The organism is Pseudomonas sp. NPDC088444 (assembly GCF_044900175.1).
Classification (GTDB): Bacteria; Pseudomonadota; Gammaproteobacteria; order Pseudomonadales; family Pseudomonadaceae; genus Aquipseudomonas.
In genome coordinates this window covers 181,418-207,225 of record NZ_JBJDNK010000011.1, presented here as the reverse complement: position 1 = coordinate 207,225, position 25,808 = coordinate 181,418, and the positions used below count along the sequence as shown (strand labels likewise).

Genomic DNA, 25,808 nt, shown 5'->3' with positions numbered 1-25,808 from the left:
ATGACGAATGGTGATAACCATACGCCAAATCGTGCAGCGATCCGCAGTCTTATTCTCCAAAACCGATTGATACTGAAAAAATAATCTACCCTAAGCTCAAATCGGCGCTCACTAATCAATATTTTTTCGCGCCTGCCCGCGTACTATTTTTCCCATCACGGACAGCGCGGATTTCTCCCCATGAGCACACTTCCTTGTTACTTCGATTACGCAGCCACCACCCCTGTCGATGACCGCGTCATCCAGGCGATGGTCACCTGCCTGGGACGCGAAGGCACCTTCGGCAACCCCGCTTCCAACTCTCACGCTTACGGCAATCTGGCGCGCCAGGCCGTTGAACTGGCGCGTCGTCAGGTCTCCGAACTGGTCGGTTGCAACGCCGAATCGATCATCTGGACCTCCGGCGCCACCGAGTCCAACAACCTGGCCATCAAAGGCATCGCCCAACGCGCACAAGGCCCTCGTCGCCACCTCATTACCAGCCGCATCGAGCACAAGGCGGTCGTCGACACCGTGCGCCAACTGGAGCAAGCCGGTTTTCCGGTGACCTGGCTTGAGCCGGACGCGCAGGGCTTGATTCAACCCGAGGCCGTGCGTCAGGCCTTGCGGGACGACACGTTGCTGGTGTCGCTGATGCTGGTGAACAACGAATTGGGCACACTCACCGACATCGACCGCATCGGTCGCATGGTGCGCGAACACGGAGCGCTGTTCCACGTCGACGCGGCACAAGGCGCGGGCAAGGTCGCCATCGACCTGAACGCCCAGCCGGTCGACCTGATGTCGTTCTCCGCGCACAAAATCTACGGTCCCAAAGGCATCGGCGCGTTGTATGTCGGCGAACGCGCGCGCGATCTGCTGGAAGCGCAGATTCACGGCGGCGGCCACGAGCAAGGCTATCGCTCCGGGACGCTGGCCACGCACCAGATCGTCGGCATGGGCGCCGCCTACGCGCTGGCCAGCGCCGACATGCACGAAGAGGTGCAACGCATCACCGCCCTCTCCACTCAATTACGCGATGGCTTGCTGCAACTGCCGGGTGTCAGCCTCAATGGCCACCCCGATCAACGGGTCCCACACACCTTGAACATCTGCGTCGACAAGCCCGGCTTCAGCGCCATGAGCCTGGCCAGCGAACTCGCGGTCTCATCCACCTCAGCCTGCAACTCCGCTGGCGGCGGCGCCTCTCACGTGCTGCTCGCGATGGGGCTGCCTCAAGCATTGGCCAGCAGTAGTCTGCGACTGAGTCTGGGGCGCTATACCCAGGCGGCAGATGTCGAGAAAGCGATTGCGGTCATCGCCGGTCGGGTAAACAGCCAATCGACGACATTCTGGTAACACAACCTCGAAGGGTGGGTGATCTGGCGAGCCAGTCTCTGGCACAATCGCCCATCGTTTTTTTTCGAGACCGTCACACGCATGGACCTTAACAGCGTTTATCAGCGCCTGAACACCGGCAGCAAGAAGTGGAGCCAATACCCGGAAGATGTCTTGCCAATGTGGGTGGCAGATATGGACTTTCCAGTGGCCGAGCCGATCGTTGCCGCGCTGAAAAACCGTCTGGAGCACCCCCTGCTCGGCTACTCGGTGGCTCAGGACAGCCTGCGCCAGACCTTGGTCACGCATCTCGCGCAGCGTTACGGCTGGGCCATTCAACCTGAAGACCTGGTGTTTCTGCCCGGCGTCGAGCCGGGTGTGAACATGGCGCTGAACACGCTGGTTCCCGCTGGCAGCGGCGTGCTGGTGCAAACACCCAACTACTCGCCGTTGCTTCATGCCCCGGCGAACTGGAAGCTGCCGCGGGTCGATTTGCCGTTTCATGCTGACGCCAACGGTGAGTACCCCACCGATCTGGCCGCGTTGCAAGGCGCTCTGCTTCAATCGCGAGTCTTGCTCCTGAGCAACCCGCACAACCCGCTGGGCAAAGTCTTCGAACGCGAAGAATTACAGGCCATTGGCGAGGCCTGCGTGCAACACGACGTGCTGATCATTTCCGACGAGATTCATGCCGACATCGTGTTCGACGGACGCCACCACACGCCGATAGCGTCGCTGAGTCCGGAGATTGCCGCGCGTACCGTGACCCTGATGTCTGCCAGCAAAGCCTGGAATATCGCAGGGCTGAAAACCGCGTTTGCCGTGGTGCAAAACGCCGAACTGCGCGAGCGCTTCAATGCGGGCCGTCTGGGATTGGTGGACAGCGTTAACGCGCTGGGGCTGGAAGCCACCGAGGCGGCGTATCGTCTTGGCGCAGACTGGCTCGCACAGGTGAACGAGTACTTGCAGGGCAACCGCGACTACCTCGCTCACGCCCTCGCGACCCGTTTCCCCGGCATTCGCATGAACCTGCCGCAGAGCACCTACCTGGCCTGGCTGGATTGCTCGGCGCTGGACATCGAGCATCCACAGCAATTCTTCCTCAAGGAAGCCAAAGTCGCGTTCAGTGACGGGCTGGAGTTCGGGGAAGATTGCAGCCAGTTCGTACGCCTGAACTTCGGCTGCCCGCGCCCGATGCTGGAAGAGGCATTGGCACGAATGGAACGCAGCCTGCAACAACGCTGATCCCTTCTGGCGGCGCCCCCCTTTGAAATCGGGGGCGCATGCCTCAGAAATACTTCAACCAGGCGATATCCCGACGTCGCGCCTTCAGCTCGGCAAATCCGCGCACCGCCGGAAACAACACGACCGTCAGCCCCGCCGCACACAGCCACAACGCCCACACTGAATCAAAACCAAAATAGCGGCCCTGGGTGGTCCCCCATATCGCCACGGCGATCAGGTAAAGCACCTTCAGCACATACAGGTGCAGCACGTAAAAAAACATCGGTGCAGCGCCGAAGATCATCAGTGGTTTGAGCCAGCGCTGCCCCGCGCCGCGCTCCAGCCAGGCAAGTGCCAGCAACCCCATGCCCAGCGTCAGGCAGATGAACAATAGTGACGGCGGGTACTTGGTGATGTTGAAGACACTCATCAAGGTCTGAGTGGGGGTGTCACCCGGGGTCCAGGGCTTTTCGCCATAACCGTTGAAGCCGCGCAGGGCCAGAAACAGCGCCAACAGGCCGAAACCCCAGGCAATCAGATTGATTTCCCTCGTCTGCGCCTCGGCGTTTTTCGCAAACCACGGCCCTGCTGCGTAACCCACGGCAATGACCCCGATCCAGGGCAGCACGGGATACGACGTGCGCAGCCGCAGGCTGTCGGTGGCCTCGATCCAGCCCCGATCATGCAGAATCGCCCATGGAATGTGCATCCAGGAATCCGGGCCGAAGTGCACGCCGTCCAGCAGGTTGTGCCCGGCGATGATCGCGATGCCCAGCGTCGCCAGCACTCCACGCGGGAGCCTCACCAGAATCGACAGCGCGATCATGCTCAAGCCGATGGCCCAGATCACTTGCAGGTAAATCACCGAGGGCGGCAACTGGAAGGTCCAGGCGAAGTTGACCAGGGTCAACTCCAGACCGATCAGCACCAGACCGCGCACGCACAGAAAACGCGAAACTGCGTGATGCCCGGCATGACGTTGCCCATACAAAAACGCCGACAGCCCGGTGAGAAACACAAACAAAGGTGCACAGAAATGCGCCAGCGTACGGCTCAGAAACAGCGCCGGATCGGTGTTGCCGACCTCCATGGGGTCGGACACCTGATGGTGCAGATAGAACGTCTCACGTACATGATCCAGCAGCATGAACACAATGATCAGTCCACGCAGGGCATCAACGGACTGCAAACGGGGCTGAGCCGCCGACGACGTCTCGCGGGTCGGCAATAACAGTGCCGCCGTCATGCGCGAAGCGCCTTGTCGAACGCCTGAAACGGCAACGTTCCACGGCGAGATGACGACGCCGCCGCATCGTGCGGGTGCAGGCTTTCCAGATGCGTGACGGAGACGTCGCTGGCGTGAAATCGGGTGGCCAGTGCTTGTTGCACCTTGCGCGCGGCATCTTCGACGTACATCAGATTTTCCCCGTTGAGCCGGGCGAAGGCCTGCTCATCTGCGCGCTTGACCGCCGTTTGCACGGGAGTGCCCAGTGCGCCTTCAATCAGATCGATCAGGTTCAACAAGCCCAGATGTTCTGCGTCCTGATCGATGTGCACGCGCACACGCGCCACGCTGCGTTGGCTATGGGGCGTGGCGTGCGAGCCGTTCTGGCGAATCCAGTTCGCCACGTGGTTGCTGTCCACAGGTCCTGCGCCGAAATGCGCGATGAACGCCTGTTCCAGCAACTGCCGGGACAAGGCCGCCGAGCATGGGCAGGTCGATGAATAGGTCACATCGACCGTGGCATCCAGAGACAATCGCCCCTCACACCACTGCGCCTCGATCACCACCGGATAGGATTTCCAGCCGCTCAGGCCTTCGGTCACCAGTGCAGGACGTTTGCACAACAGTTCAAACGCCAGCCGCAACCGCGATTGGGACGAATGACAATCGGCGTGGCTGTCGACCATCAGTTCCAGCAGTGCCACCAGACTCGCCGGACTCACTGCCTGATGCTCGGCAAACCGGTCCAGCAGCGTGTACAACCGCGACATGTGAATGCCTTTGATCTGCGGCATCGGCAGATTCACGTACAAGTCGGCGCGGGCATGCACCGAGGCGTCAACGCCAGGTTCATCGAGGATCAGAGGGATATCGATACCTTGCATGCCGACCCAATCGAGGGGCAGCAAGGCTTGCGACAGTTCGGAAGCAGCAACGTCAGGAAGCGGCGTATTCATGAGGGAATGGAGTCTCGAAGCGCAATGTCATAACGAGTTATAACATAACACTTAAAACACCAGCTTTACACTCTCCCCTACCTCACACCCCGGTCACGCCAGTCCCTACAGTGTGTTCGGTGCCGATCTCAGTGGGAGATTCTATGTTGGCCGGTCAACCGCGTTCGTCGGAACGCCGTCCGCACCAAGGCGGCTCCCACAGTGATGCGTGTCGAACCACAGACTCATGCTCAAAACCAAACCTGTGGGAGCGGGCTTGCTGGCGAAAGCAGCCAGCCTATTCATGCGTAACTAACCCACCGATTTCGCCAGCAAGCCCGCTCCCACAAGCCTCCAGCATGGCTTGCCTGCGGTGGCTTTCTTGCAAGCACCACCACAGGCACGTCGGACCGCTCTAGGGCTCAATACCCCAGCGACAACCCGGTGTTACGACGCGGGTCGTTGGCGCCGTAGAACCGATTGTTCCCCACCGGCTTGCCACCCAGCGACGGCGCGCCGACGAGGATGGCGGCCAGGTGGTTGGCATCCTGCGGGCCTGCGAACGTGTGACCCCAGCTTTCGAGGATCTTCTGCGTGTCAGGGCTGACCGCGAAGTTTTCCAGGTTGGTAGTCTCCGGCATCCATTGCTGGTGGAAACGCGGCGCATCGACCGCTTCCTGAATGTTCATGCCGTAGTCGATGACGTTGAGCATGGTCAGCAGGGTCGCCGTGATGATCCGGCTGCCACCTGGCGTACCCACCACCATCACCGCTTTGCCGTCCTTGGTGACGATGGTCGGACTCATCGACGAGAGCGGCGTTTTGCCCGGCGCAATCGCGTTGGCTTCACCCTGCACCAGGCCGTACATGTTCGGCACGCCGACCTTGGAGGTGAAATCGTCCATTTCATCGTTGAGGATCACGCCGGTCTTGCTCGCCATCACGCCTGCACCGAACCAGTCGTTGAGGGTGTAGGTGACCGATACGGCGTTGCCCCATTTGTCGACGATGGAGTAATGGGTGGTGTTATTGCCTTCGTGGGGCGCAACGCCCGGTTTGATGGCTTGTGAGTCACCGGCCTTTTGCGGTTCGATGGCCGCGCGCAGCTTCGCGGCGTAGTCATGATTGAGCAAATGCTCGATCGGGTTCTTCACGAAATCCGGGTCGCCGAGATAACTGTTGCGGTCCACGTAAGCGTGACGCATGGCCTCGATCTGGTAATGCAGCCCCTGAGCCGAGTGATAGCCCAGTTCCTTCATCGGGTAGCCTTCGAGGATGTTCATGATCTCGCAGATCACGACACCGCCGGAGCTGGGAGGCGGTGCGGAAACCACGTGGTAACCACGATAATCACACTCGATGGGCGCCAGTTCGCGAGTTTTGTACGTGTCCAGATCGGCCTGAACAATGATGCCTTTGCCCGCCTTGCTCGAATCGACGATGGCCTTGGCCACCCAGCCCTTGTAGAAACCGTCGGTACCTTTCGCGGAAATTTCCTTGAGGGTCCTGGCCAGATCCTTCTGCACCAGCTTGTCGCCAACGTTCATCGGCTGGCCTTTGTTCAGGAAGATCGGGCCGAGGTCCTTGTCGGCCTTGAATTCGTCCGTCGCGGTGTGCAGCAGGTCGATGTCGCCCTGCTCCAGCGGGAATCCGTTTTCGGCCAGTTTGATCGCCGGGGCAATCACTTCAGCGCGCTTCCTGGTGCCGTACTTGCTCAGCGCCAACTCCATGCCCGATACCGTTCCCGGCACGCCCACCGCAAGGTGGCCTTTGGAACTCAGGTCCGGGACCACGTTGCCGTCCTTGTCCAGATACATGTTGGCGGTCGCCGCCAGCGGGGCTTTTTCGCGGAAATCGAGGAAGGTCTTGCGTCCGTCCGCCAACTGGATGGTCATGAAACCGCCACCGCCCAGGTTACCCGCCGCCGGGTAAACCACGGCCAGCGCGTAGCCCACGGCAACAGCGGCGTCCACCGCGTTGCCACCGGACTTCAGCACATCGACGCCCACGTGGGTCGCCAAATGCTGCGCGGTCACCACCATGCCGTTTTCAGCGGCAACCGGGGCGACAGAGGCGGCGTAGGAGGGGGAAAAGGCGAGCGCGAGCGCAGTCGCGATCAGCGACCGAGTCAAGGGTTCAAACTTCATGTGTCGACTCTCTTTGTTCTTTGAATGTGGAACAGCATTGAAGGGTCGAGCCTTGATGGGGAGTACCCTCTCGCGGATCGCCCGGCATCCTTGCAACTGCAGATGCACATTTATGTAGAGCGCGTTCGATACGACCGATCAGTTCAAGACAGCACTCATCGGCCGCACCAAAATAGCGCACTCAAAAGAATCAACCTAGAGCCAATGGCAAGATATTTCAGAAAGTTTTATCGACCCACGCGCCGGATTCAAAACCAACGATCGTTGCGCTTGCGGCCACGGGTCAGCGCCGGAAGGATCAAACCCACCAGCAGGCCCGCTCCTGCGATGCTGCCGCCGTACACCATGTACCGCATCAGCACCTGATTGTTTTCGTCGCCGAGTTTGGCCTGCGTGGCGCGCAATTCCGATTGCGCATCGGTCAGTTGAGCATTGAGGTCCTTGGAACGGGCCTCCAGCTCATCCACCAGCTTCTTGCGCGAATCGAGGGTTTCCTGCATGCCCTGGACTTTGGTTTTCCAATCGTCATCGATGGTTTTCAACTGTGCGCTGAGGTCCGCGACTTGCTGGGTCAACTGCGGCAGTCGCTCGGCCTGGCCGGGCACTTCCTGCAGGTCGCTGGACGGAATCCAGACCGTATCGCCCGAGTTGCCACGCACCTGGCTGTAGTCGCCCTGGGTGTTGAGCAGTTCGACCTTCTGCCCGGATTTCAGCGTGCCGACGATGCGGTAGCCGTCGGTCGGGCCGCTGCGCACGTAGGTGCTCAAGGTGTCACTGACCCAACGGTCCTTGCCCTCGGCCTGGGCTTGTGGGGCAAGGCCTACGGTCAGCAGCGTGCCCAGCAGACCGACGCTGAGCAAATGGCGAGTAAGGGATGAGGCGCAAACAGAAGCGGAACGAGTGAGCGGCATGAAGATTCTTCGACAAAAAAATAAAAATAAAGGCCGGATGGACAGGCCCGATCCATTGAACAAAACGTGGTTTACTGACCGTACAAATGGTTACAGGTTCACTGCGCAAGGGTGACGTTCGTCTGCCTGGGGCTGAACGCGCTGCGGCCGGGGGCGGCGGATCTGGCGGGAATGACCATGGGATACCCGCTCAGGTTGGGGAGGAAAGTGGCGGAAGGCAGCCGGAGTCGAACCTGCCCGGGAACGGCTGCCGTCCCCAACCGGGTTTGAAGCCCGGCCGCGCCACCGGGCGCGATTGCCTTCCTTGATTGATTAAACGCTGTCGTCAGCCTTGTGCTGCGCCAACGCGTTGTCCGGCCGTATCCGGCGTTGGTCGCCGATTCGGCGGGTCAGGCCGATGCGGTCGAAAAACTCAAGAATCTGAATGCTGCGCTTGCGCCCGATTCCCAGCCGGTCACGAAACGCAGCCGCCTGTATCACTGGTTCGGCATCGCACAGTTGCAACAGCATAGCCGCCATTCGCGCAATCGTCGGCTCGGGATAAAACAGATCCTTCACCACCTGATGCACTCGACCGATCCGCGCCAGTTTGCGCAGCAGCAGGCGTACAACGGCGTCCGATTGACCCACGAGGCCCGCGAGGTCGCGTACCCATGGCGGATCAAAACCACCCTGCACCATCAAGGGTTCAAGCTGCGCCCACAGCGCGGCGTCCTCGTCATTGAGTTGCACCTGATGATCCGGCGCATGCAGCCACGGCCCGCTGCTGGCAATTCGGCCACTGGCGAGCAATTCGTCGAGCAGCGCGATGAACGCCGGGCGCTCCAGCGTCATGGCGGCGAATCGGCGCAGGCGGTCGCGATCCGGGCCGAGTTGATCGGGCTCCTGCTCATGAAACCGGGCCAGGTGTTGTAGCAGTTGACCCTGCAACCCCTGCCAACGCGCCTCGCTGAACAGCAACGAGCCTTGGCGGGTGGCGATGATGCGCACGTCAGAAGGTAATCGCCACGTTGCACGCAACCGGTTGAACTGCCGCTCAAGGCGCTGCGGATCAAGGCCGCTTGCGCTCTGGGCGATCAAGTCCGGCAGGGCCTGCTCCAGACCGTCAGCGAGGGACAGAATGCGCAATTGCGTCAGCCGTTCAGGGCTGCGACGTTGCCGGGAAGGCGCGAACGGATCGAGCACACGACCGCCACCCAAGGTGCGCCGAGCGCTGTGATCACGCAGCACCAGCCGGTCGCCGTGAACGGTCTGCACCGGCGCGTTGAGTAACAACTGGGCAAACAGGCGCTCGCCCGGCTTTACCTGATTACCCTCCAGCAACGCCACGCGGGCCGAGACATCCTGCGTGCCCAGGTGCACATGCACCGGGCTGAAGTGCTCGAACACCCGCGTTTCACTGGGCAGCAGGCGCAATTCGATGTCGACCCGCTGCGTCGGCGCGAACAACCAATCGGCCAGCAGCCAGTCACCTCGATGAATCTGGTCAAGCGCCAACTTGTCCGCGCTCAGGTTCAGCGCCACGCGCTGCCCCGCCCTCGCCTGCGCCGCCGCCTGGTGTTGTGCGTGCAATCCGCGCACGCGCACCGGCTTGCCTGTCTGCCCCAGTAGCAACGTGTCGCCCACCGTCACTTGCCCGGCCAGCGCAGTGCCGCTGACGACGATGCCGGAACCGGGGACGCTGAACGCTCGATCAATGTCCAGCCGAAACCCGCCTCGATCACTGCGTTCCAGCACTTCGTTGCGAGCGAGCAACAACGCCCGACGCAGAGCGCTGATGCCTTCACCGGTCTGGCTGGACACCTCGAACAGCAAGGCATCGGCATAGGGGCCGGGCGCGAGCAACTCGCGCACCTGCATCCACACTGCTTGCACCCGCTCAGCGTCTGCGCGGTCGCATTTGCTGATGACCACCAGTAGTTCGGGAATGCCCAGCAGCTCGACAATGGCCAGATGTTCTCGGGTCTGGGGCATCACCCCATCGTCCGCCGCCACCACCAGCAACACCAGATCGATGCCCTGCGCACCGGCGAGCATGTTGTGTATGAAACGCTCGTGACCGGGCACGTCAATGAACCCGGTCAGTTGACCACCGGGTTCCAGCGCTGCATAGCGATAGCCGAGGTCGATGGTGATGCCCCGCTCACGCTCTTCGCGGCGACGGTCGCCCGCTTGCCCGGTGAGCGCTTCCAGCAGCGCTGTCTTGCCGTGGTCGATATGCCCTGCGGTGCCGACAATCACGCCAGATCGCCCTCCCATTGCAGACGCTCTAGCTGCCTCAGCCAGCCCGCTTCATCGTCCAACTGACGCAAATCCAGCCATAACGCGTCGTCGTCGATACGGCCCAGCACCGGAATCGGCAGGCGCCGAAACCCCGCTTCCAATCCATGCAACCAGCGGCTGCGCAGCTTTTTCGAGACGATCGGTCGAAAACACAGCGCCGCGCTGGGAAGCCGAGCAACCGGCTGGCTGCCACTGCCGATCATGCCTAACGACGTTTCGACGAAAACGCCCCATTGCGCCCCCATCCGTCGCGCCACAATCGGCTGTAAACGCTGGGCCTGAGCCAGAATATTCGCCTGTGATCGGGTCAGTAATCGCAGGGTGGGCAAGCGTTCGGTAAGGCGGTCCGGGTCTCGATACAGCCCCAGTACGGCCTCCAGTGCAGCGAGGGTCAGTTTGTCCACGCGCAAGGCGCGCTTGAGTGGGTTCTTTTTGATTTTCGCGATCAGGGCTTTGCTGCCGACAATCAACCCGGCCTGGGGGCCGCCTAGTAATTTGTCGCCGCTGAAGGTGACGATGTCCGCGCCCTCGGCCAAGGTCTGGCGTACGGTCGGTTCGGCAGGCAGGCCCCAGCGGCTCAGGTCCAACAAACTGCCGCTGCCCAAATCCTCCAGCAGTGGCAAATCGTGTTGGTGGGCAATCTGTGCCAGTTGCGGCGTCGATACAGAAGCAGTGAAACCCTGCACGCTGTAATTGCTGGTGTGCACCCGCATCAACAGGCCGGTGCGCAGGTTGATCGCCGATTCGTAATCGGTGGGATGGGTCCGGTTGGTGGTGCCCACTTCGTGCAGTTTCACCCCGGCACGGGCCATGATGTCCGGGATGCGAAAGGCGCCGCCGATCTCGATCAGTTCGCCACGCGAGATGATGCCTTCCTTGCGCGCGCCCAGGCTGTTCAGGGCCAACAGGACAGCGGCGGCGTTGTTATTGACCACGGTGACGGCTTCGGCGCCGGTCAGTTCGCGGATCAACCCTTCGATAAGGTCATCGCGGTCGCCACGTTTGCCGGTGTTCAGGTCGAATTCAAGGTTGAGGGGGTAGCGGGCGGCGGTCTGAATGGCTTCGATCGCCTCTTCCGGCAACAGCGCACGACCCAGGTTGGTGTGCAGCACCGTGCCGGTGAGGTTGAACACGCGGCGGACCTTGCTTTGGTGTTGAAGCGTCAGGCGTTCGGCGAGTCGGCCCAGAATCACTTCATTGCCCGATTCTGCAGCACTGATTTGCCCCTGCCGCGCCGAACCGCGCAAGTCTTCCAGCAACTGGCGCAGCCCTGCCAGCACCACTTCTCGACCATAGCGATCGATCAGCGCGTGGCAGGCAGGGTGACGCAGAAGGCTGTCGACGGAGGGTAAGCGGGGTCGTTCAGAGGCGAGGCTTAGAGGCATTCAAAATTCCTTGAAAAGTGACTGCCATGCGCTGATCACTCTGTGGGAGCGAATTCATTCGCGATGCGTAGGTACAGGCGACACATCTCTATCGAATGTTCCGACCTCTCGCGAATGAATTCGCTTCCACAATTCAGACCGCGTATCTCGGCCACATGGGTGTCGGATGCTCGAAGTGTAGACGCCAATCCTCAATCGCCCCCCGGCGCCAACAACAGATTTGGCGCCGGGCGCTGAATGCCTTCCAGGTCCAGACGCATGTCCAGCATCAGGCTCGCCAGATCCGCCGACAAGGCTTCCCCCTCAGGCTCGCTTTCGAGGTAAATCTGCTTGAGATAACGATTGCACGACGGGCACACCTCGGCCCGCAATGGCGCCTTGTCCACCGCCACGCGATCGTCCTCAAGGCTGACGTATTTAAGCCCTTTGCTCTGCTCGCAATACACGCACTTGACGCGTACCACGTGCCATTCGCAAGCGCACAACGAGCACACCAGGTAGCGCAGCCCGTTGTATTTACCCCGATGACGAATCACCCCGGCCATGGCGGGCGAACCACAGGCCGGGCACTGGCTGGGGCTGTCGCAGGGTTTCAGTTCATGGCTGGGCAGGTTGAGCAACCAATGGCTCCACGCGGCCTGCAACGCAGCACCGAGAAACGGCACCAGCGCCGCAGGCACCCCGACTAACTGCCCACTGAGCAGCGACACCGCCCAGCCCCGACGCTGCCCGTCGTCGGCGGCTCGCAAACGGGTCAACGTTTGCTGGATGGCGACGGACGCAGGCGGCTGAAAACGCTCCAGCAAAGCCCGAAGCCACACCTGCCAGTGATCTTGCCGCGCCAGGCTCTCTGCCGACAGCGGCGGCAAACCGTGCTGACAACACAGGGTCATGCTGTCTGCGTCCAGCATCCATTCGGAGGGAGGCTGGTCCAGCAAGTCCTGCTGCACGCGGCACAGCCCTGCCACCAGTCGCAGGTAATCGCCCAACGGATGCCCTTTCCCTAATTGTTCAAGCCGCGCCGCACGCAAGGCGAACAGGTTGTTCGGCGGCAGATACAGAAACGGCAGTGAACTGGCCGCTGCCTCGGCCTGAATCTCTTCGGGTTCACGAATCTCGCTCAAGGCATCATCCCTTCTTGCTCACACGGTCCGGCGCCGCTTCCTTCTCGGCGATCTGCCGATACCACAGCGCATGGTGTTTTTTCGCCCAACGACGGCTGACCCAGCCGTACAACATCGCGCCGATGGAACCCTTGATCCAAATCCCGGCATAGATGTGGACGATGATGCTGGTGATCAGCACGAACCCGGCCAAGGCATGCACCAGCGCCCCGAGACGAATCACGTCGATGTTGAAATACGCGCTGAAATACGCCCGCCAGATCACCACGCCGCTGACCAGCAAGCCCAGCATGCACAGCAGCAAGGTCCAGAACAGCAGCTTCTGGCCAGGGTTGTATTTGCCAATGGGTGGCACGCCCTCTTCCTCATTTTTCATCACCCGGTCGATGCGCTTGAGCCACAGCCGGTCGTTGGGAATGAACAGGTTGGCGCGCCAGAAACGGATCACCAACCCCATGAAAAACACGAACATCGCCACGCCCAAGAACGGGTGCAGGATGCGCGTCCAGGGGCCGCCGCCAAACAGGTTCGTCAGCCAGAACATCGCCGGATGAAACAGCGCCAACCCCGACAGACCGGCCATGAAAAACAGAATGGCAACGATCCAGTGATTGGTTCGCTCGTTGGCGTTGTAGCGCAGAATGGTCTTGCCGGGTTCACGGTGCTCGCTCATGGCCGTTGCTCCCCTTCGTGACCCGGCTCATGCGGATCGTAAACATGCACCGCCGGGTCGACTTCATGCACGGCCGGATCGCTGCCGTGTTCATGCTCGTCTTCTTCACGCTGCGGGCCGATGCGCACGTAGTGGAAGAAGCCCGCCAGCACGGCAAGCCCCATGGCCAACAACCCCAGAGGCTTGGTTACGCCTTTCCACAGCCCCACCAGCGGGCTGATTTCCGGGTTGTGTGGCAGACCGGCGTACAGCTTCGGATCGTCAGCGTGGTGCAACACATACATCACATGGGTGCCGCCCACCCCGGCCGGATCGTAAAGACCGGCGTTTTCGAAGCCCCGGGACTTCAAATCCACGACGCGCTCCGCGGCGTGGACCTTCATGTCCTCCTTGGTGCCGAACACGATAGCGCCGGTCGGGCAGGTCTTCACGCAGGCCGGTTCAAGGCCGACGGATACCCGATCCGAGCACAGCGTGCATTTGTACGCCTTGTGGTCTTTTTGCGAGATGCGCGGAATGTCGAACGGGCAGCCGGTGATGCAGTAGCCGCAGCCGATGCAGTGGTCCTGATTGAAATCGACGATGCCGTTGGCGTGCTTGATGATCGCGCCGGGGCTTGGGCAGGCTTTCAGGCAGCCCGGATCGGCGCAATGCATGCAGCCGTCCTTGCGGATCAGCCATTCCAGATTATTGTCGGCGGTTTCGTGCTCAGTGAAGCGCATGAGGGTCCAGGTCTCGGCGCTCAGGTCCTGCGGGTTGTCGTAGGTGCCGTGGTTGTGGCCCACCTCGTCGCGCAGCTCGTTCCACTCCGAGCAGGCGACCTGGCAGGCCTTGCAACCAATGCATTTGGTGGTGTCGATCAGCTTGGCGACCTCTTCCGGTTGCCGCACCGACGACGGCACCGTGGTGGTGGCTGAGCGGGCAACGATGTCTTGAATGGCCATTCAGATTTTCTCCAGGTTGACCAAAAACGACTTGGATTCCGGGGTCTGGGAATTGCCGTCTCCGAGGAATGGCACCAGCGTGTTGGCCAGATAGCCGTTGCGCGTGGTGCCGGTGAAGCCCCAGTGGATCGGGATGCCGATCTGGTGCACCACCTGGTTGTTCACCTGCAATGGCCGAATGCGTTTGGTCACCACCGCAACGGCCTCGATGAAGCCGCGCTTGCTGCTGACCCGCACCCGATCTCCGGCAACGATGCCCTTCTCTTTCGCCAGCGCTTCACCGATCTCGACGAACTGCTCGGGTTGCGCGATGGCATTCAGACGACAGTGTTTGCTCCAGTAATGGAAATGCTCGGTGAGCCGGTAACTGGTGCCCGCGTACGGAAAGTCCTTGGCCACACCAAGGGAATCCCACACTGAATCGAAGATGCGCCCGGCCGGGTTGCTGGTCGCCTGTTTGTTGGTCGGGTGCAGCGGGTTGATGCCGATGGGGGTTTCGAACGGCTCGTAGTGTTCAGGGAAAGGCCCCTCGTTCATCTTGTCCACGGCGAAGAACCGCGCCACGCCTTCGGGGTTCATGATGAACGGGTTCATGCCCGCTTCCGGCGCAGACGTCGGCGCAAAATCAGGCACATCGATGCCGGTCCAGACCTTGCCGTTCCACCAGATCAGGCGTTTTTTCGGGTCCCAGGGCTTGCCTTGGGTGTCTGCCGACGCGCGGTTATAGAGAATCCGCCGGTTACTCGGCCACGCCCAGGCCCAACCTTGATGTTGGTGCATGTCGAATGGGTCGCTGTTGTCGCGCCGAGCCATCTGGTTGCCGGTTTCAGTCCAACTGCCGCAGAAAATCCAGCAACCGGATGCCGTGCTGCCGTCGTCCTTCAACTGCGCGAACCCGGCCAACTGTGACCCGCCCTTGACGGCCGCGCCGGTGGCGTCGGTGAAGTCCGTGGTGGCAGCGCCGTTGATCTCCTTGGCGATCTCCTCCGGCGACGGCTCTTCGGGCACTTTGTATGGCCAGCTCAGCTTCAGCAGCGGCTCGGCATAGGCGCCGCCCTGTTCCTGATAGCGTTTGCGCAAGCGCAGGAACAGTTCGCTCATGATGCGAATGTCCGTAATCGCCTCGCCGGGACCTTCCGCGCCCTTATAGTGCCATTGCAACCAGCGGCTGCTGTTCACCAGCGAGCCGTCCTCTTCGGCAAAACAGGTGGTGGGCAAGCGGATGACTTCGGTCTGGATGTTCGCCGTGTCCACGTCGTTGTACGGCCCGACCTTCTGCCAGAACTCCGAGGTTTCCGTGGCTAGCGGGTCCATGACCACCAGCCACTTGAGCTTGGCCAGTGCCTTCATGACCCGGTTTTTGTCCGGCAGTGCGGCAATCGGGTTGAAGCCTTGGCAGATGTAGCCGTTGACCTGTCCCTTGCCCATCAGGTCGAACATTTTCAGGATGTCGTAGTTGGGGATGTCCAGCTTCGGCAGCCAGTCGTAGCCCCAGTTGTTTTCAGCGGTGGCATTGGCGCCGTACCAGGACTTCATCAGGCTGACGTGAAACTTGCTGTAGTTCTGCCAGTAGGACAACTGGCCGGGACGCAACGGTTTCTGCGTGCGTTTGGCGATGAATGCGTTGTAATCCTGCTCAGCGTCCAGACCCAAGGTCAGGTAGCCCGGTAGCGAGTTGGACAGCAGCCCCAGATCCGTCAGGCCCTGAATGTTGGAGTGACCGCGCAAGGCGTTCACACCACCACCTGGCATGCCGACGTTGCCGAGCAACAGTTGCACCATCGCCGCACTGCGGATGATTTGCGCGCCAATGGAATGCTGCGTCCAGCCCAAGGCGTAGAGAATCGTCATGGTCTTGCCCGGCGTCGAGCAGGTGGCGATCTCTTCCCAGATTTTCATCATCTGCGCTTGGGGCATGCCGCAGGTCAGGCTGGCGATTTCCGGGGTGTAGCGGCTGTAATGCTGTTTCATCAACTGGTGGACGCAACGCGGGTCCTGCAGCGTGGGGTCGACTTTGGCGAAGCCGTCCTCACCCAGCTCGTAGCCCCAGCCTGACTTGTCGGTGTACAGGCGCTTGCTGGCGTCGTAGCCGCTGAAAATCCCGTCCTCGAAGCTGAACCCCGCTTTGACGATGAACGACGAGTCGGTGTAATTGCGCACGTATTCGTGCTGGATCTTGTCCTGAGTGATCAGGTAATTGATCAGCCCGCCCATGAAGGCAATGTCGCTGCCGGTGCGAATCGGTGCGTAATAGTCGGCCACCGAGGCGGTCCGCGTGAACCGCGGGTCGACCACGATCAAACGCGCCTTGTTGTGCGCCTTGGCTTCGGTCACCCATTTGAAACCGCACGGGTGCGCTTCTGCTGCGTTGCCGCCCATCACCAGAATCAGATTCGCGTTGGCGATATCGGTCCAGGTGTTGGTCATGGCACCACGGCCATACGTCGGGGCAAGACTTGCCACCGTCGGGCCATGTCAGACACGTGCCTGGTTATCGAACCCCAGCATGCCGGTTGCACGAACGACCTTGTGGGTCATGTAGCCCGCTTCGTTGGACGCCGCCGAGGCCGCGAGGAACCCCGTGGTCAGCCAGCGGTTGACGGTCTGGCCCTTGTCGTTCTTCTCGATGAAATTGGCGTCGCGGTCGGCCTTCATCAGGTCAGCCACGCGGTCCAGCGCCTCGTCCCAGGAAATCCGCGTCCATTCGTTGCTGCCGGGTTTGCGGATCTGCGGGTATTGCAGGCGGCTGGGGCTGTGAATGAAGTCGAGTAGACCCGCGCCTTTCGGGCACAACGTGCCGCGATTGACCGGGTGATCGGCGTCGCCTTCGATGTGGATGATGTTCTGCGCCACGTTTTTCGCGGCATCACCCAAGCTGTACATGATTAATCCACAGCCCACCGAGCAGTAAGGGCAGGTGTTGCGGGTTTCATGGGTGTGAGCGAGTTTGAAGTGGCGTATCTGTTCGGCGAACGCAGGCGTCGGGGCCATGCCCAACGCCGCGAGGCTCGAGCCTCCAAGGCCGACAGCGGCGACCTTGAAGAACTGCCGACGGTTGAGGTCCATCGTACACTCCTGATCAGGTGATGATCCCGGTACAGTGCCGGGAGCGTGTTCGATCACGGTGTCGGCGACAAGAGCGCCGACCCTTTGGAGGGTAGTCCAGATTGCCAGTAACGCAGATGAAACTTGACTGTTGGTGAATGGCTTGAGTCTGCGGTGAACAACGATTTGCGCAGCACCGCAGTTCCCACAGGTAGTGATCGTCCCCACGCTCCGCGTGGTGATGCGTTGTGTGACGCTGCGCGTCACTGGACGCGCAACGTCCTGAGCGGTATTCCCACGCGGAGCGTGGGAACGATCAGCGCTGAAAATGTGGGAGCCGGCTTGCGGGCGAAAGCGGCGTGTCAGACAACACAGTGACATCTGACCAGACGCTTTCGCCAGCAAGCCGGCTCCCACAAAAAAGCAACATCATCATCCGCGAAAGAAGTTGACCGGCTACTGATCCCCCACCGGCTTCAGAATCACCACCGCCAACGGCGGCAAATCCAACGCCAGCGACACCGCCTGGCCATGGCTCTTCACCTCATCGGTCAGCACCGCCCCGCCATTGCCCACGTTTGACCCGGCGTACACACCGGCGTCGGTGTTGAGCAATTCCGCCCATTTGCCACTGAACGGCACGCCGACGCGATAGCCGTGGCGCGGCACGGGCGTCAGGTTGGCCACCACCAGCAGCGGCTCGCCCTCCTTGCTCCAGCGCAAATAGGCATAAACGCTGTTTCCTGCGTCGTCACCAATCACCCACTGAAAGCCCTGCGGCTGGCAGTCCTGTTCATGCAGGGCCTTTTCCGAGCGGTACAGCCGGTTCAAGTCCCCCACCAGCGTGTGCACGCCTTTGTGGTCCTCGTACTGGAGGAAATGCCAGTCCAGTTCGGTGTCGTGGTTCCACTCGCGCCACTGGCCGAACTCGCAGCCCATGAACAACAGCTTTTTGCCCGGGTGGGTCCACATAAATGCCAGATAGGCCCGCAGGTTGGCGAATTTCTGCCAGCGGTCGCCGGGCATCTTGTCGATCAACGAACGCTTGCCGTGCACCACTTCGTCGTGAGAAATCGGCAGGATGAAACGCTCCGACCAGGCATACACCAGCCCGAAACTCAGCTCATTGTGGTGATGCTGGCGATGGATCGGGTCTTGCTGGATGTAGTGCAGCGAGTCATGCATCCAGCCCATGTTCCATTTGTATGAGAAGCCCAGCCCGCCTTGCTGCGTGGATTGCGTTACGCCCGGCCAGGCCGTGGACTCTTCGGCGATGACCAGTGCACCCGGCGCTTCCAGCCCGACCACGTCATTGAGATGGCGCAGAAAATCGATCGCTTCAAGGTTTTCTCGCCCGCCGTAACGGTTCGGCACCCACTCCCCGGCCTTGCGTGAATAATCGCGATACAGCATCGAGGCCACCGCATCGACCCGCAAGCCGTCGATGTGGAAGTGCTTCAACCAATGCAGCCCTGACGCGATCATGAAGCCATGCACTTCGGTGCGGCCCAGGTTGTAGATCAGCGTGTCCCAGTCCTGATGGAAGCCCTCTTGCGGGTTGCCGTATTCGTACAGCGCGGTGCCGTCGAATTGCGCCAGGCCGTGTGCGTCAGTCGGGAAATGGGCGGGCACCCAGTCGAGGATCACGCCGATGTCGGCCCGGTGGCAGGCGTCGACGAAGCCGGCAAACTGCTCGGCGGTGCCGTAACGGGCGCTGGGGGCGAATTGCGACAGCAACTGATAACCCCAGGAACCGCCGAACGGGTGCTCCATGATCGGCATCAGTTCGATGTGGGTGAAACCCAGCCCTTTGATGTAGGGGATCAGTTCGTTGGCCAGTTCGGTCCAGTTGAACGGACGGTCCGGTTCATCCTCGCCGCCGTGGTGCCATTTCCAGGACCCGGCGTGGAGTTCGTACACGGACAGCGGTTTATGAACGTCCTGTTTCTCGCCACGGGCCTGCATCCAGTCATGATCTTGCCAGTCGAAACTCAACGGTGCGGCGACTTTGGAAGCGGTGTCCGGCGGCAATGCGGTGGCCAGGGCCATGGGATCGGCCTTGAGGGGCAAGATGCCGTGTTGGCCGAGAATTTCGTATTTGTAGGTTTCACCCGGCCCGATGCGCGGGATGAAAATTTCCCAGACACCGGTCGGGTGGCGCAGGCGCATCGGGTGGCGGCGCCCGTCCCAACTGTTGAAATCCCCCACCACCGACACGCGGCGTGCATTCGGCGCCCAGACCGAAAAGCGCACCCCGTCGACGCCATCAACGTTCTTTACCTGCGCGCCCAATGCACTGCTCAGGTCACGATGATTGCCTTCGGCGAACAGGTACAAGTCCATCTCGCCCAACTGCTCGCCAAAGCTGTAAGGATCTTCAGTGATCTGCTCACCCGTGGCCCAGTTGATTTTCAGCAGGTAGGGTTCACGCACCGGGAAGTGCCCGGTGAAGAAGCCTGGCTTGTCACTCATGCTCAGCTCACCCAGGTCCCGCTGGCCATCCCGTGACAACACCCGCACGCCCAGCGCATTGGGCAGATAGGCGCGGATCACCTGCCCCTCCTTGCCATCGCTGTGTGGCCCCAGCATGGAGAACGGGTCGCGGTGTTCGGCGCGGATCAACGCGTCCATATCGCCGGCCGACGGCAACCACCCCTGGTTGCCCGTGCCGAATTGGTCAGACGCACTCATGTTCACTCTCCATCAGACAGGTTCAACAGCCCGCGCAGACCTTGAAGCGGGACCGACAACCAGGTCGGCCGATTCTCGGCCTCGTAGGCCACTTCATATGCGGCTTTTTCCAGGGTGAACAACGCCAGTGCGGCAGCTTCTCCCCGGGCATCTTTAAACACGTGGGCAACGTCGACGGTGGCTTGTTTATAGGCCCCCAGAAACGCCTCCCGCGCTTGCAACAAATACGTTTCGGCCACATGCCGACGCGCCGCAGCGGCCTGCTCCGAAGTGTCGGCGCTGTGCGCATTTCGCACGGCCATGGCGGCAGCGTAGTCGAAAGATCGCAACACGCCGCTGACATCCTTGAACGGGCTGTATTTGGCCCGTCTTTCCTGCAATGGCCGGGCCGGTTCGCCTTCAAAGTCAATTAGATAAGCGTCACCCTTCACCACCAGCATCTGCCCCAGGTGCAAGTCGCCGTGGACACGCATCCGCAGGCCGCCGACCGATTGCTTAGCCAGTGTCTGCACCTGCGCCAGCAACGGCTTGCGCTTGCTCAACAGTTCACTGACCAGTTGCTGATCAACGGGTTCCAGCGAATCGCGATGCTGTTCGAGCAAGTCCAGCGCGCGCTCGATTTGCGCCGAGACGCTTTTCGCCGAGGCCTGGCTATCCTTGACGCTGGTGACTTCGGTTTTGAAGTCCGGGTTGTCGGTCGGCGCGCTCAGCACCACGTGCATTTCGCCCAGTCGCTGACCCAGCAAGGCGGCGAAATCCTTGAGCTCCAGCAGGGCGTTAGCGTGTTTTTCAACCTCTGACTGACCATGGGCCATCTCGTCCCGCACAGCCCGTTCCAGATTGTTCTGCGTCCATTCCCAAGCATCGCCCTGATTGCTCAGGTAGCCCTGAGCGATCATTAGCAGGTTGCTCTCGCCCTGTTGATCCACGCGTACCACAGCGCCCAGCAGCGGCGAGATGTGCGCGTAACCGGCTTCAGTGAGGTAAGCGCCCATTTCCAGTTCCGGGTGCGTGCCCGCGGCCACCCGGCGGATCATTTTCAGCACCAGCGCGCCGCCCACCACCACCGAACTGTTGGACTGTTCAGCGGACAGGTAGCGCACTTCGGATGCGTCGTTCAGCCCCAGCGCGGCCAGTTTGGAAGTCTGCTGGAAGCGCAGTTCACCCGACGCGGTGGACAGCGTCGTGCCCTCCTGCATGCCCTTGATCACCGCACGGATGAAGGGTTCGAGGGTGAAGGCGTCAGTAATCAACCCTACCTGACGCCCACGACGTACGCGGGCCAAAGCCAGTTGCTGTGGCAACGCGCTGCTGAAATCGTCTTCGGCGAGAAAACCGAACGGCATCTGGTAGCGTGCAACTTCACCGCCCGCCGTGACTTCAATCTCGCTAAGCAACACAGGCCGTTCTTTGCTACCAAAGCGCACACCGTAATCTATGTGCACGTGGTCGATGGCCGTGCCCTTGCCTGCGAACCAGCGCCGTTTGGGCAAGTACACCGAGAGCGACGTCTGTTCCATGGTCTGGCGCAGCGGTGCGTCGAGCAGCTCTTCCATCCGCTGCTTGAGCACCAGCGTCGGAAAGTCCGGCATGCTTTCGGCCGGTTCTACATGCCAACTGGGCATTTGATTCTCCGCAGCCAGCAAGAACCAGTAGAAGCCATACGGCGGCAACGTCAGCAGGTAATTGAGCTGGCCAATGGGTGGGAAGGCACTGCCGCCGAGCATCTCCACCGGCACCGTACCGGCATAGTGAGACAGCTCAAGTTCGGCAGCCTGAGAGGCCGACGACACGTTGGCCACGCACAGGATGATTTCGGTTTTGCCGTCCGGTGCCGTGTATTCACGGGTGTACGCCAGAATCCGGCGGTTGCTCGGCGAAAGCATTTTCAGTGTGCCCCGGCCGAACGCCTTCTGCTGCTTGCGCACGGCGAGCATGCGCCGGGTCCAGTTCAGCAGCGAGTGCGGGTCGTGGTCCTGCGCTTCGACGTTGACCGACTGGTAGCCGTACAGCGGGTCCATGATCGGTGGCAACACCAGACTGGCCGGGTTGGCGCGGGAAAAGCCGCCGTTACGGTCGATCGACCATTGCATGGGCGTGCGCACGCCGTCGCGGTCGCCGAGGTAAATGTTGTCACCCATGCCGATTTCGTCGCCGTAATACAGAGTCGGCGTACCTGGCATGGACAACAACATGCTGTTAAGGAGCTCGACGCGTCGGCGGTCCCTTTCCAGCAAGGGGGCCAGACGTCGGCGGATGCCCAGGTTGATCCGGGCGCGGCGGTCGGAGGCGTAGTAGTTCCACAAATAGTCGCGCTCACGGTCGGTGACCATTTCCAGGGTCAGCTCGTCATGGTTGCGCAGGAAAATCGCCCATTGGCAGTTTTCCGGAATTTCAGGGGTCTGGCGCAGGATGTCGGTGATCGGGAAGCGGTCCTCCTGAGCCACGGCCATGTACATGCGCGGCATCAGAGGGAAGTGAAAAGCCATGTGACATTCGTCGCCGTCCTTGCCCTTGCGATCACCGAAATACAATTGGGTGTCTTCCGGCCATTGATTGGCCTCGGCCAGCAGCATGCGATCAGGGTAATTGGCGTCGATTTCGGCGCGGATTTTCTTCAGGACGTCGTGGGTTTCCTGCAAATTCTCGTTGTTGGTGCCTTCACGCTCCATGAGGTACGGGATCGCGTCCAGGCGCAGGCCATCGATGCCCATGTCCAGCCAGTAGCGCATGACTTCCAGCACCGCCTTCATGACCTGGGGGTTATCGAAGTTCAAATCCGGTTGATGTGAATAGAAGCGATGCCAGAAGTACTGGCCAGCGACCGGGTCCCAGGTCCAGTTGGACTTTTCGGTGTCGAGAAAAATGATTCGCGTGCCATCGTACTTCTGGTCGTCATCGGACCAGACATAGAAGTCCCTCGCCTTGGAGCCTTTCTTCGCGTGCCTCGCACGCTGGAACCACGGGTGCTGATCGGAGGTATGGTTGATGACCAACTCAGTGATCACCCGCAGTCCGCGCTTATGGGCCTCGGCGATGAACTTCTTCGCATCGGCCATGTTGCCATAGTCGCTGTGCACGCCCCGGTAATCGGAGATGTCGTAGCCATCGTCCCGCCGTGGCGAGGGGTAGAACGGCAGCAGCCAGATGGTGTTGACCCCCAGTTCGGCGATGTAGTCGAGCTTGGCGATCAGCCCCGGGAAATCTCCGATGCCATCGTCGTTGGAGTCGAAATACGACTTCACATGAACCTGATAAATCACCGCATCCTTGTACCAAAGCGGATCGTCGATAAACGCAGCGTTCCGGTTCTTTTTCGCCATGACGCCATCCTTCGAATGATTAATGGGCGGCCTTGATTCGCCAGATGCCGAACGGTTGATACGCCGGATCGATGCGCATCCACTGGGTTTTCCCGTACCAGGTCCAGGAGTGCCCGGTCATCAGGTCTTCGCCCAGCGTGGCGGCATCGTCCGCCAAGCCCATCTCCCAAAGCGGCAGTTCGAAGTGCGCCTCTTGAGCGTTATGCGGATCGAGGCTGACGGCCACCAATACGAAGTTACTGCCGTCGGCGCTGCGCTTGCCGAAATACAGGATGTTGTCGTTCCAGGCGTTATAGATGCGCAGGCCCAAGTGGGTTTGCAACGCCGGGTTTTGCCGACGAATGCGATTGAGCTGGGCGATCTCGGCAATGATATTGCCGGGGGTCGTGTAATCCCGAGGCCGGATCTCGTATTTCTCGGAATCCAGGTATTCCTCTTTGCCGGGCACAGGGGCTGATTCGCACAGTTCGAAGCCCGAATACATGCCCCACAAGCCAGACCCCATGGTCGCCAGCGCCGCCCGGATCAGGAAGCCCGCGCGTCCTGAGTCATGCAGAAAATACGGGTTGATGTCCGGCGTGTTGACGAAGAAGTTCGGCCGGTAGCATTCGCGCCACGGCGACTGGTTGAGCTGGGAAAAATACTCGCTCAACTCGGCCTTGGTGTTGCGCCAGGTGAAATAGGTGTAGCTCTGGGAGTAACCGACCTTGCCCAGCCGGGCCATCATCGCCGGTTTGGTGAAGGCTTCGGCGAGAAACATCACGTCGGGATGCTTGGCGCGCACATCAGCGATCAGCCATTGCCAGAACGGCAGCGGCTTGGTGTGGGGGTTGTCGACGCGGAAAATCTTCACGCCCTCCTCGACCCAGCCCACCACGATGTCGCGCAGCTCCAGCCACAGGCTGGGGATGGCGTCGGGTGCGTAGAAATCGACGTTGACGATGTCCTGATATTTCTTCGGCGGGTTTTCCGCGTAACGAATGGTGCCGTCCGGACGCCAAGAGAACCAGCCCGGATGCTGCTTGAGCCAGAGGTGGTCCTGAGAGCACTGAATCGCGAAGTCGAGGGCGATTTCCAACCCGTGCTCGGCGGCGGCTTTCACCAAATTGCGGAAATCTTCCCGCGTGCCCAGTTGCGGGTGTATGGCCTCATGGCCGCCTTCCGCGCTGCCGATCGCGTACGGGCTGCCCGGATCATCGGGACCGGCTGTCAGCGAGTTGTTGGGGCCCTTGCGATGAGCGCGGCCAATGGGATGAATCGGCGGAAAATACAGCACGTCAAAGCCCATGTCGCGGATCATCGGCAAACGGCTGTGCACGTCGTTGAAGGTGCCGTGGCGGTGCTTGTCGTCGGTGATCGAGCGCGGAAACAACTCGTACCAACTGGCGAACTGCGCCAGCTCGCGTTCGACATCCAGCGGGAATTCCAGGCTGCGGCTGAGAAACGCACGGTTGTCGGCCTTGGCCATGATCGCGGCGGTTTCTTTGCTCAGCAGCAACGCCACCTGAGCTTCATGTTCCGGGTTTTCGCCCAACCGTTTGAGCACGGCGTCGATTTCTCTGCGCAACCCGCCCTGGCTGCGCTCGGACGCATGCACCAGGTGCAACCGCCCTTCCTCCAGCTCCAGACCGATGGCCACACCGGCGGAATACTTTTTCTCCAGCTCATAGCGATAACTGGCGTATTGGTCGATCCACGCTTCGAGGCGAAACACGTAGCGGCTGACCGAGGTAGGGGTGAACTCGCCGATCCAGCTGTCGTTGCCCAGATCGCGCATCGGCGCGCTGTGCCACGCCTGCTCGTCGGCGGCGCGATAACAAATGCGCACGGCCAACTTGTCGTGACCGTCGGCGAACACCTTGCTCGTCACGGTCACGGGCTGGCCGGTGATGGCCTTGGCTGCCAATTGGCCGGACTCGATCACAGGCTGCGTGTCTTCAATGACGATACGCGGCAGTTGCAGGGCTTGGGTCAGGGGTAAAGGCCGGGTTGGGTGCGGTACATCAGTGGCCAGGGAATCCGGGCCGTATGGCTGATCAGCAGTCACATTCATCGAGCATCACTCCTCACGCCCCAAGGACGCTCCTTATTGAGAGTCCATTCATTCGCATCGTGTCCCTATAAAAAGAGGAAGGCCACCGGACTAAACCCATCCCGACGTGGCCGCATAGGTTCCGAACGCCTGTCTTGGGGAAAAGTTCAAAGAGCTTGTGCAGCAAAAAATCGATCCGATGCCAGCTTAGTCGCCGACAGAAAAAGCGCTGCAAAATTGCGCTGAATCATTCAAGGCCGAGCACTGTCGAAGCCTGCGGGTGCGGTGTAAAGGTGCCGCTCCCTTGGCTCACACAGCGCTGGAGGAAGGTGAAGCAATGAACATTCCGATTCCCGCAGAAACGCCCGATCCGAACATCGATGACCCGAAACTGCCGGTGCCACCGGCTGAAGAGCCGCCGCCACCGACCATGCCGCCGGTCATTGAACCACCCAAGGGTGATCCGCCCAGTCAGGAGCCGCCAGCGGTGCTGGCGGGCGCGCGGCAGGGGGCGGTGAACAGAAACAGTGCACCCAGCCAACCCTGATC

The 25,808-nt window shown here is 61.0% G+C and carries 16 protein-coding genes and 1 tRNA gene; 3 read left to right on the top strand and 14 right to left on the bottom strand.

What is annotated here, in order from left to right; genetic code table 11:
• Positions 1 to 180: 180 nt before the first annotated feature.
• Both ACI2KB_RS22015 and ACI2KB_RS22010 read left to right on the top strand, forming a co-directional pair.
• Complete coding sequence (locus ACI2KB_RS22015; RefSeq protein ID WP_404637897.1) at positions 181 to 1,338, top strand: cysteine desulfurase family protein; 1,158 nt, start codon at positions 181 to 183, stop codon at positions 1,336 to 1,338.
• Between the two features lie 81 nt (positions 1,339 to 1,419).
• Positions 1,420 to 2,562: a MalY/PatB family protein gene (locus tag ACI2KB_RS22010; RefSeq protein ID WP_404637895.1), complete on the top strand. Its 1,143-nt coding sequence runs from the start codon at positions 1,420 to 1,422 to the stop codon at positions 2,560 to 2,562.
• 43 nt (positions 2,563 to 2,605) lie between these two features.
• Here the strand turns inward: ACI2KB_RS22010 and ACI2KB_RS22005 are convergent, their stop codons facing one another.
• The 14 genes from ACI2KB_RS22005 to ACI2KB_RS21940 all read right to left on the bottom strand — a co-directional run bounded on the left by ACI2KB_RS22005 (position 2,606) and on the right by ACI2KB_RS21940 (position 25,280).
• Positions 2,606 to 3,787, bottom strand: coding sequence for a DUF1624 domain-containing protein (locus ACI2KB_RS22005; protein ID WP_404637893.1), 1,182 nt, complete (start codon positions 3,785 to 3,787; stop codon positions 2,606 to 2,608).
• On the bottom strand, positions 3,784 to 4,722 hold the full coding sequence (gene folE2, locus ACI2KB_RS22000; protein WP_404637891.1) for a GTP cyclohydrolase FolE2: 939 nt from the start codon (positions 4,720 to 4,722) through the stop codon (positions 3,784 to 3,786). The genes ACI2KB_RS22005 and folE2 overlap by 4 nt, the downstream gene beginning before the upstream one ends.
• Positions 4,723 to 5,123: 401 nt before the next feature.
• Positions 5,124 to 6,848: a gamma-glutamyltransferase gene (gene ggt / locus ACI2KB_RS21995; protein WP_404637889.1), complete on the bottom strand. Its 1,725-nt coding sequence runs from the start codon at positions 6,846 to 6,848 to the stop codon at positions 5,124 to 5,126.
• Between the two features lie 248 nt (positions 6,849 to 7,096).
• Complete coding sequence (locus tag ACI2KB_RS21990) at positions 7,097 to 7,759, bottom strand: TIGR04211 family SH3 domain-containing protein (protein ID WP_404637887.1); 663 nt, start codon at positions 7,757 to 7,759, stop codon at positions 7,097 to 7,099.
• A gap of 208 nt (positions 7,760 to 7,967) precedes the next feature.
• Positions 7,968 to 8,063 (bottom strand) — tRNA-Sec (locus ACI2KB_RS21985).
• Between the two features lie 8 nt (positions 8,064 to 8,071).
• Positions 8,072 to 10,000, bottom strand: coding sequence for a selenocysteine-specific translation elongation factor (gene selB, locus ACI2KB_RS21980; protein ID WP_404638072.1), 1,929 nt, complete (start codon positions 9,998 to 10,000; stop codon positions 8,072 to 8,074).
• Positions 9,997 to 11,427, bottom strand: coding sequence for an L-seryl-tRNA(Sec) selenium transferase (selA, locus tag ACI2KB_RS21975; RefSeq protein WP_404637885.1), 1,431 nt, complete (start codon positions 11,425 to 11,427; stop codon positions 9,997 to 9,999). The genes selB and selA overlap by 4 nt, the downstream gene beginning before the upstream one ends.
• A gap of 191 nt (positions 11,428 to 11,618) precedes the next feature.
• Positions 11,619 to 12,551: a formate dehydrogenase accessory protein FdhE gene (gene fdhE / locus ACI2KB_RS21970; RefSeq protein ID WP_404637883.1), complete on the bottom strand. Its 933-nt coding sequence runs from the start codon at positions 12,549 to 12,551 to the stop codon at positions 11,619 to 11,621.
• 4 nt (positions 12,552 to 12,555) lie between these two features.
• Complete coding sequence (locus ACI2KB_RS21965) at positions 12,556 to 13,224, bottom strand: formate dehydrogenase subunit gamma (RefSeq protein WP_404637881.1); 669 nt, start codon at positions 13,222 to 13,224, stop codon at positions 12,556 to 12,558.
• Positions 13,221 to 14,168 (bottom strand): formate dehydrogenase subunit beta, encoded by a 948-nt coding sequence (gene fdxH / locus ACI2KB_RS21960; RefSeq protein WP_404637879.1) that lies wholly within the window; start codon positions 14,166 to 14,168, stop codon positions 13,221 to 13,223. The genes ACI2KB_RS21965 and fdxH overlap by 4 nt, the downstream gene beginning before the upstream one ends.
• Positions 14,169 to 17,234 carry a formate dehydrogenase-N subunit alpha gene (fdnG, locus tag ACI2KB_RS21955; protein ID WP_404637877.1) on the bottom strand — a complete coding sequence of 1,022 codons (3,066 nt, stop codon included), beginning with the start codon at positions 17,232 to 17,234 and terminating at the stop codon, positions 14,169 to 14,171.
• A 435-nt stretch (positions 17,235 to 17,669) separates the two neighbouring features.
• Positions 17,670 to 19,904 carry a 1,4-alpha-glucan branching protein GlgB gene (glgB, locus tag ACI2KB_RS21950; RefSeq protein ID WP_404637875.1) on the bottom strand — a complete coding sequence of 745 codons (2,235 nt, stop codon included), beginning with the start codon at positions 19,902 to 19,904 and terminating at the stop codon, positions 17,670 to 17,672.
• A 2-nt stretch (positions 19,905 to 19,906) separates the two neighbouring features.
• Positions 19,907 to 23,227 carry a maltose alpha-D-glucosyltransferase gene (gene treS, locus ACI2KB_RS21945; RefSeq protein ID WP_404637873.1) on the bottom strand — a complete coding sequence of 1,107 codons (3,321 nt, stop codon included), beginning with the start codon at positions 23,225 to 23,227 and terminating at the stop codon, positions 19,907 to 19,909.
• A 19-nt stretch (positions 23,228 to 23,246) separates the two neighbouring features.
• Positions 23,247 to 25,280 (bottom strand): alpha-1,4-glucan--maltose-1-phosphate maltosyltransferase, encoded by a 2,034-nt coding sequence (locus tag ACI2KB_RS21940; RefSeq protein ID WP_404637871.1) that lies wholly within the window; start codon positions 25,278 to 25,280, stop codon positions 23,247 to 23,249.
• Between the two features lie 316 nt (positions 25,281 to 25,596).
• Here ACI2KB_RS21940 and ACI2KB_RS21935 point away from each other — a divergent pair, with 316 nt between their 5' ends.
• Complete coding sequence (locus ACI2KB_RS21935; protein WP_404637869.1) at positions 25,597 to 25,806, top strand: hypothetical protein; 210 nt, start codon at positions 25,597 to 25,599, stop codon at positions 25,804 to 25,806.
• Positions 25,807 to 25,808: the final 2 nt, after the last annotated feature.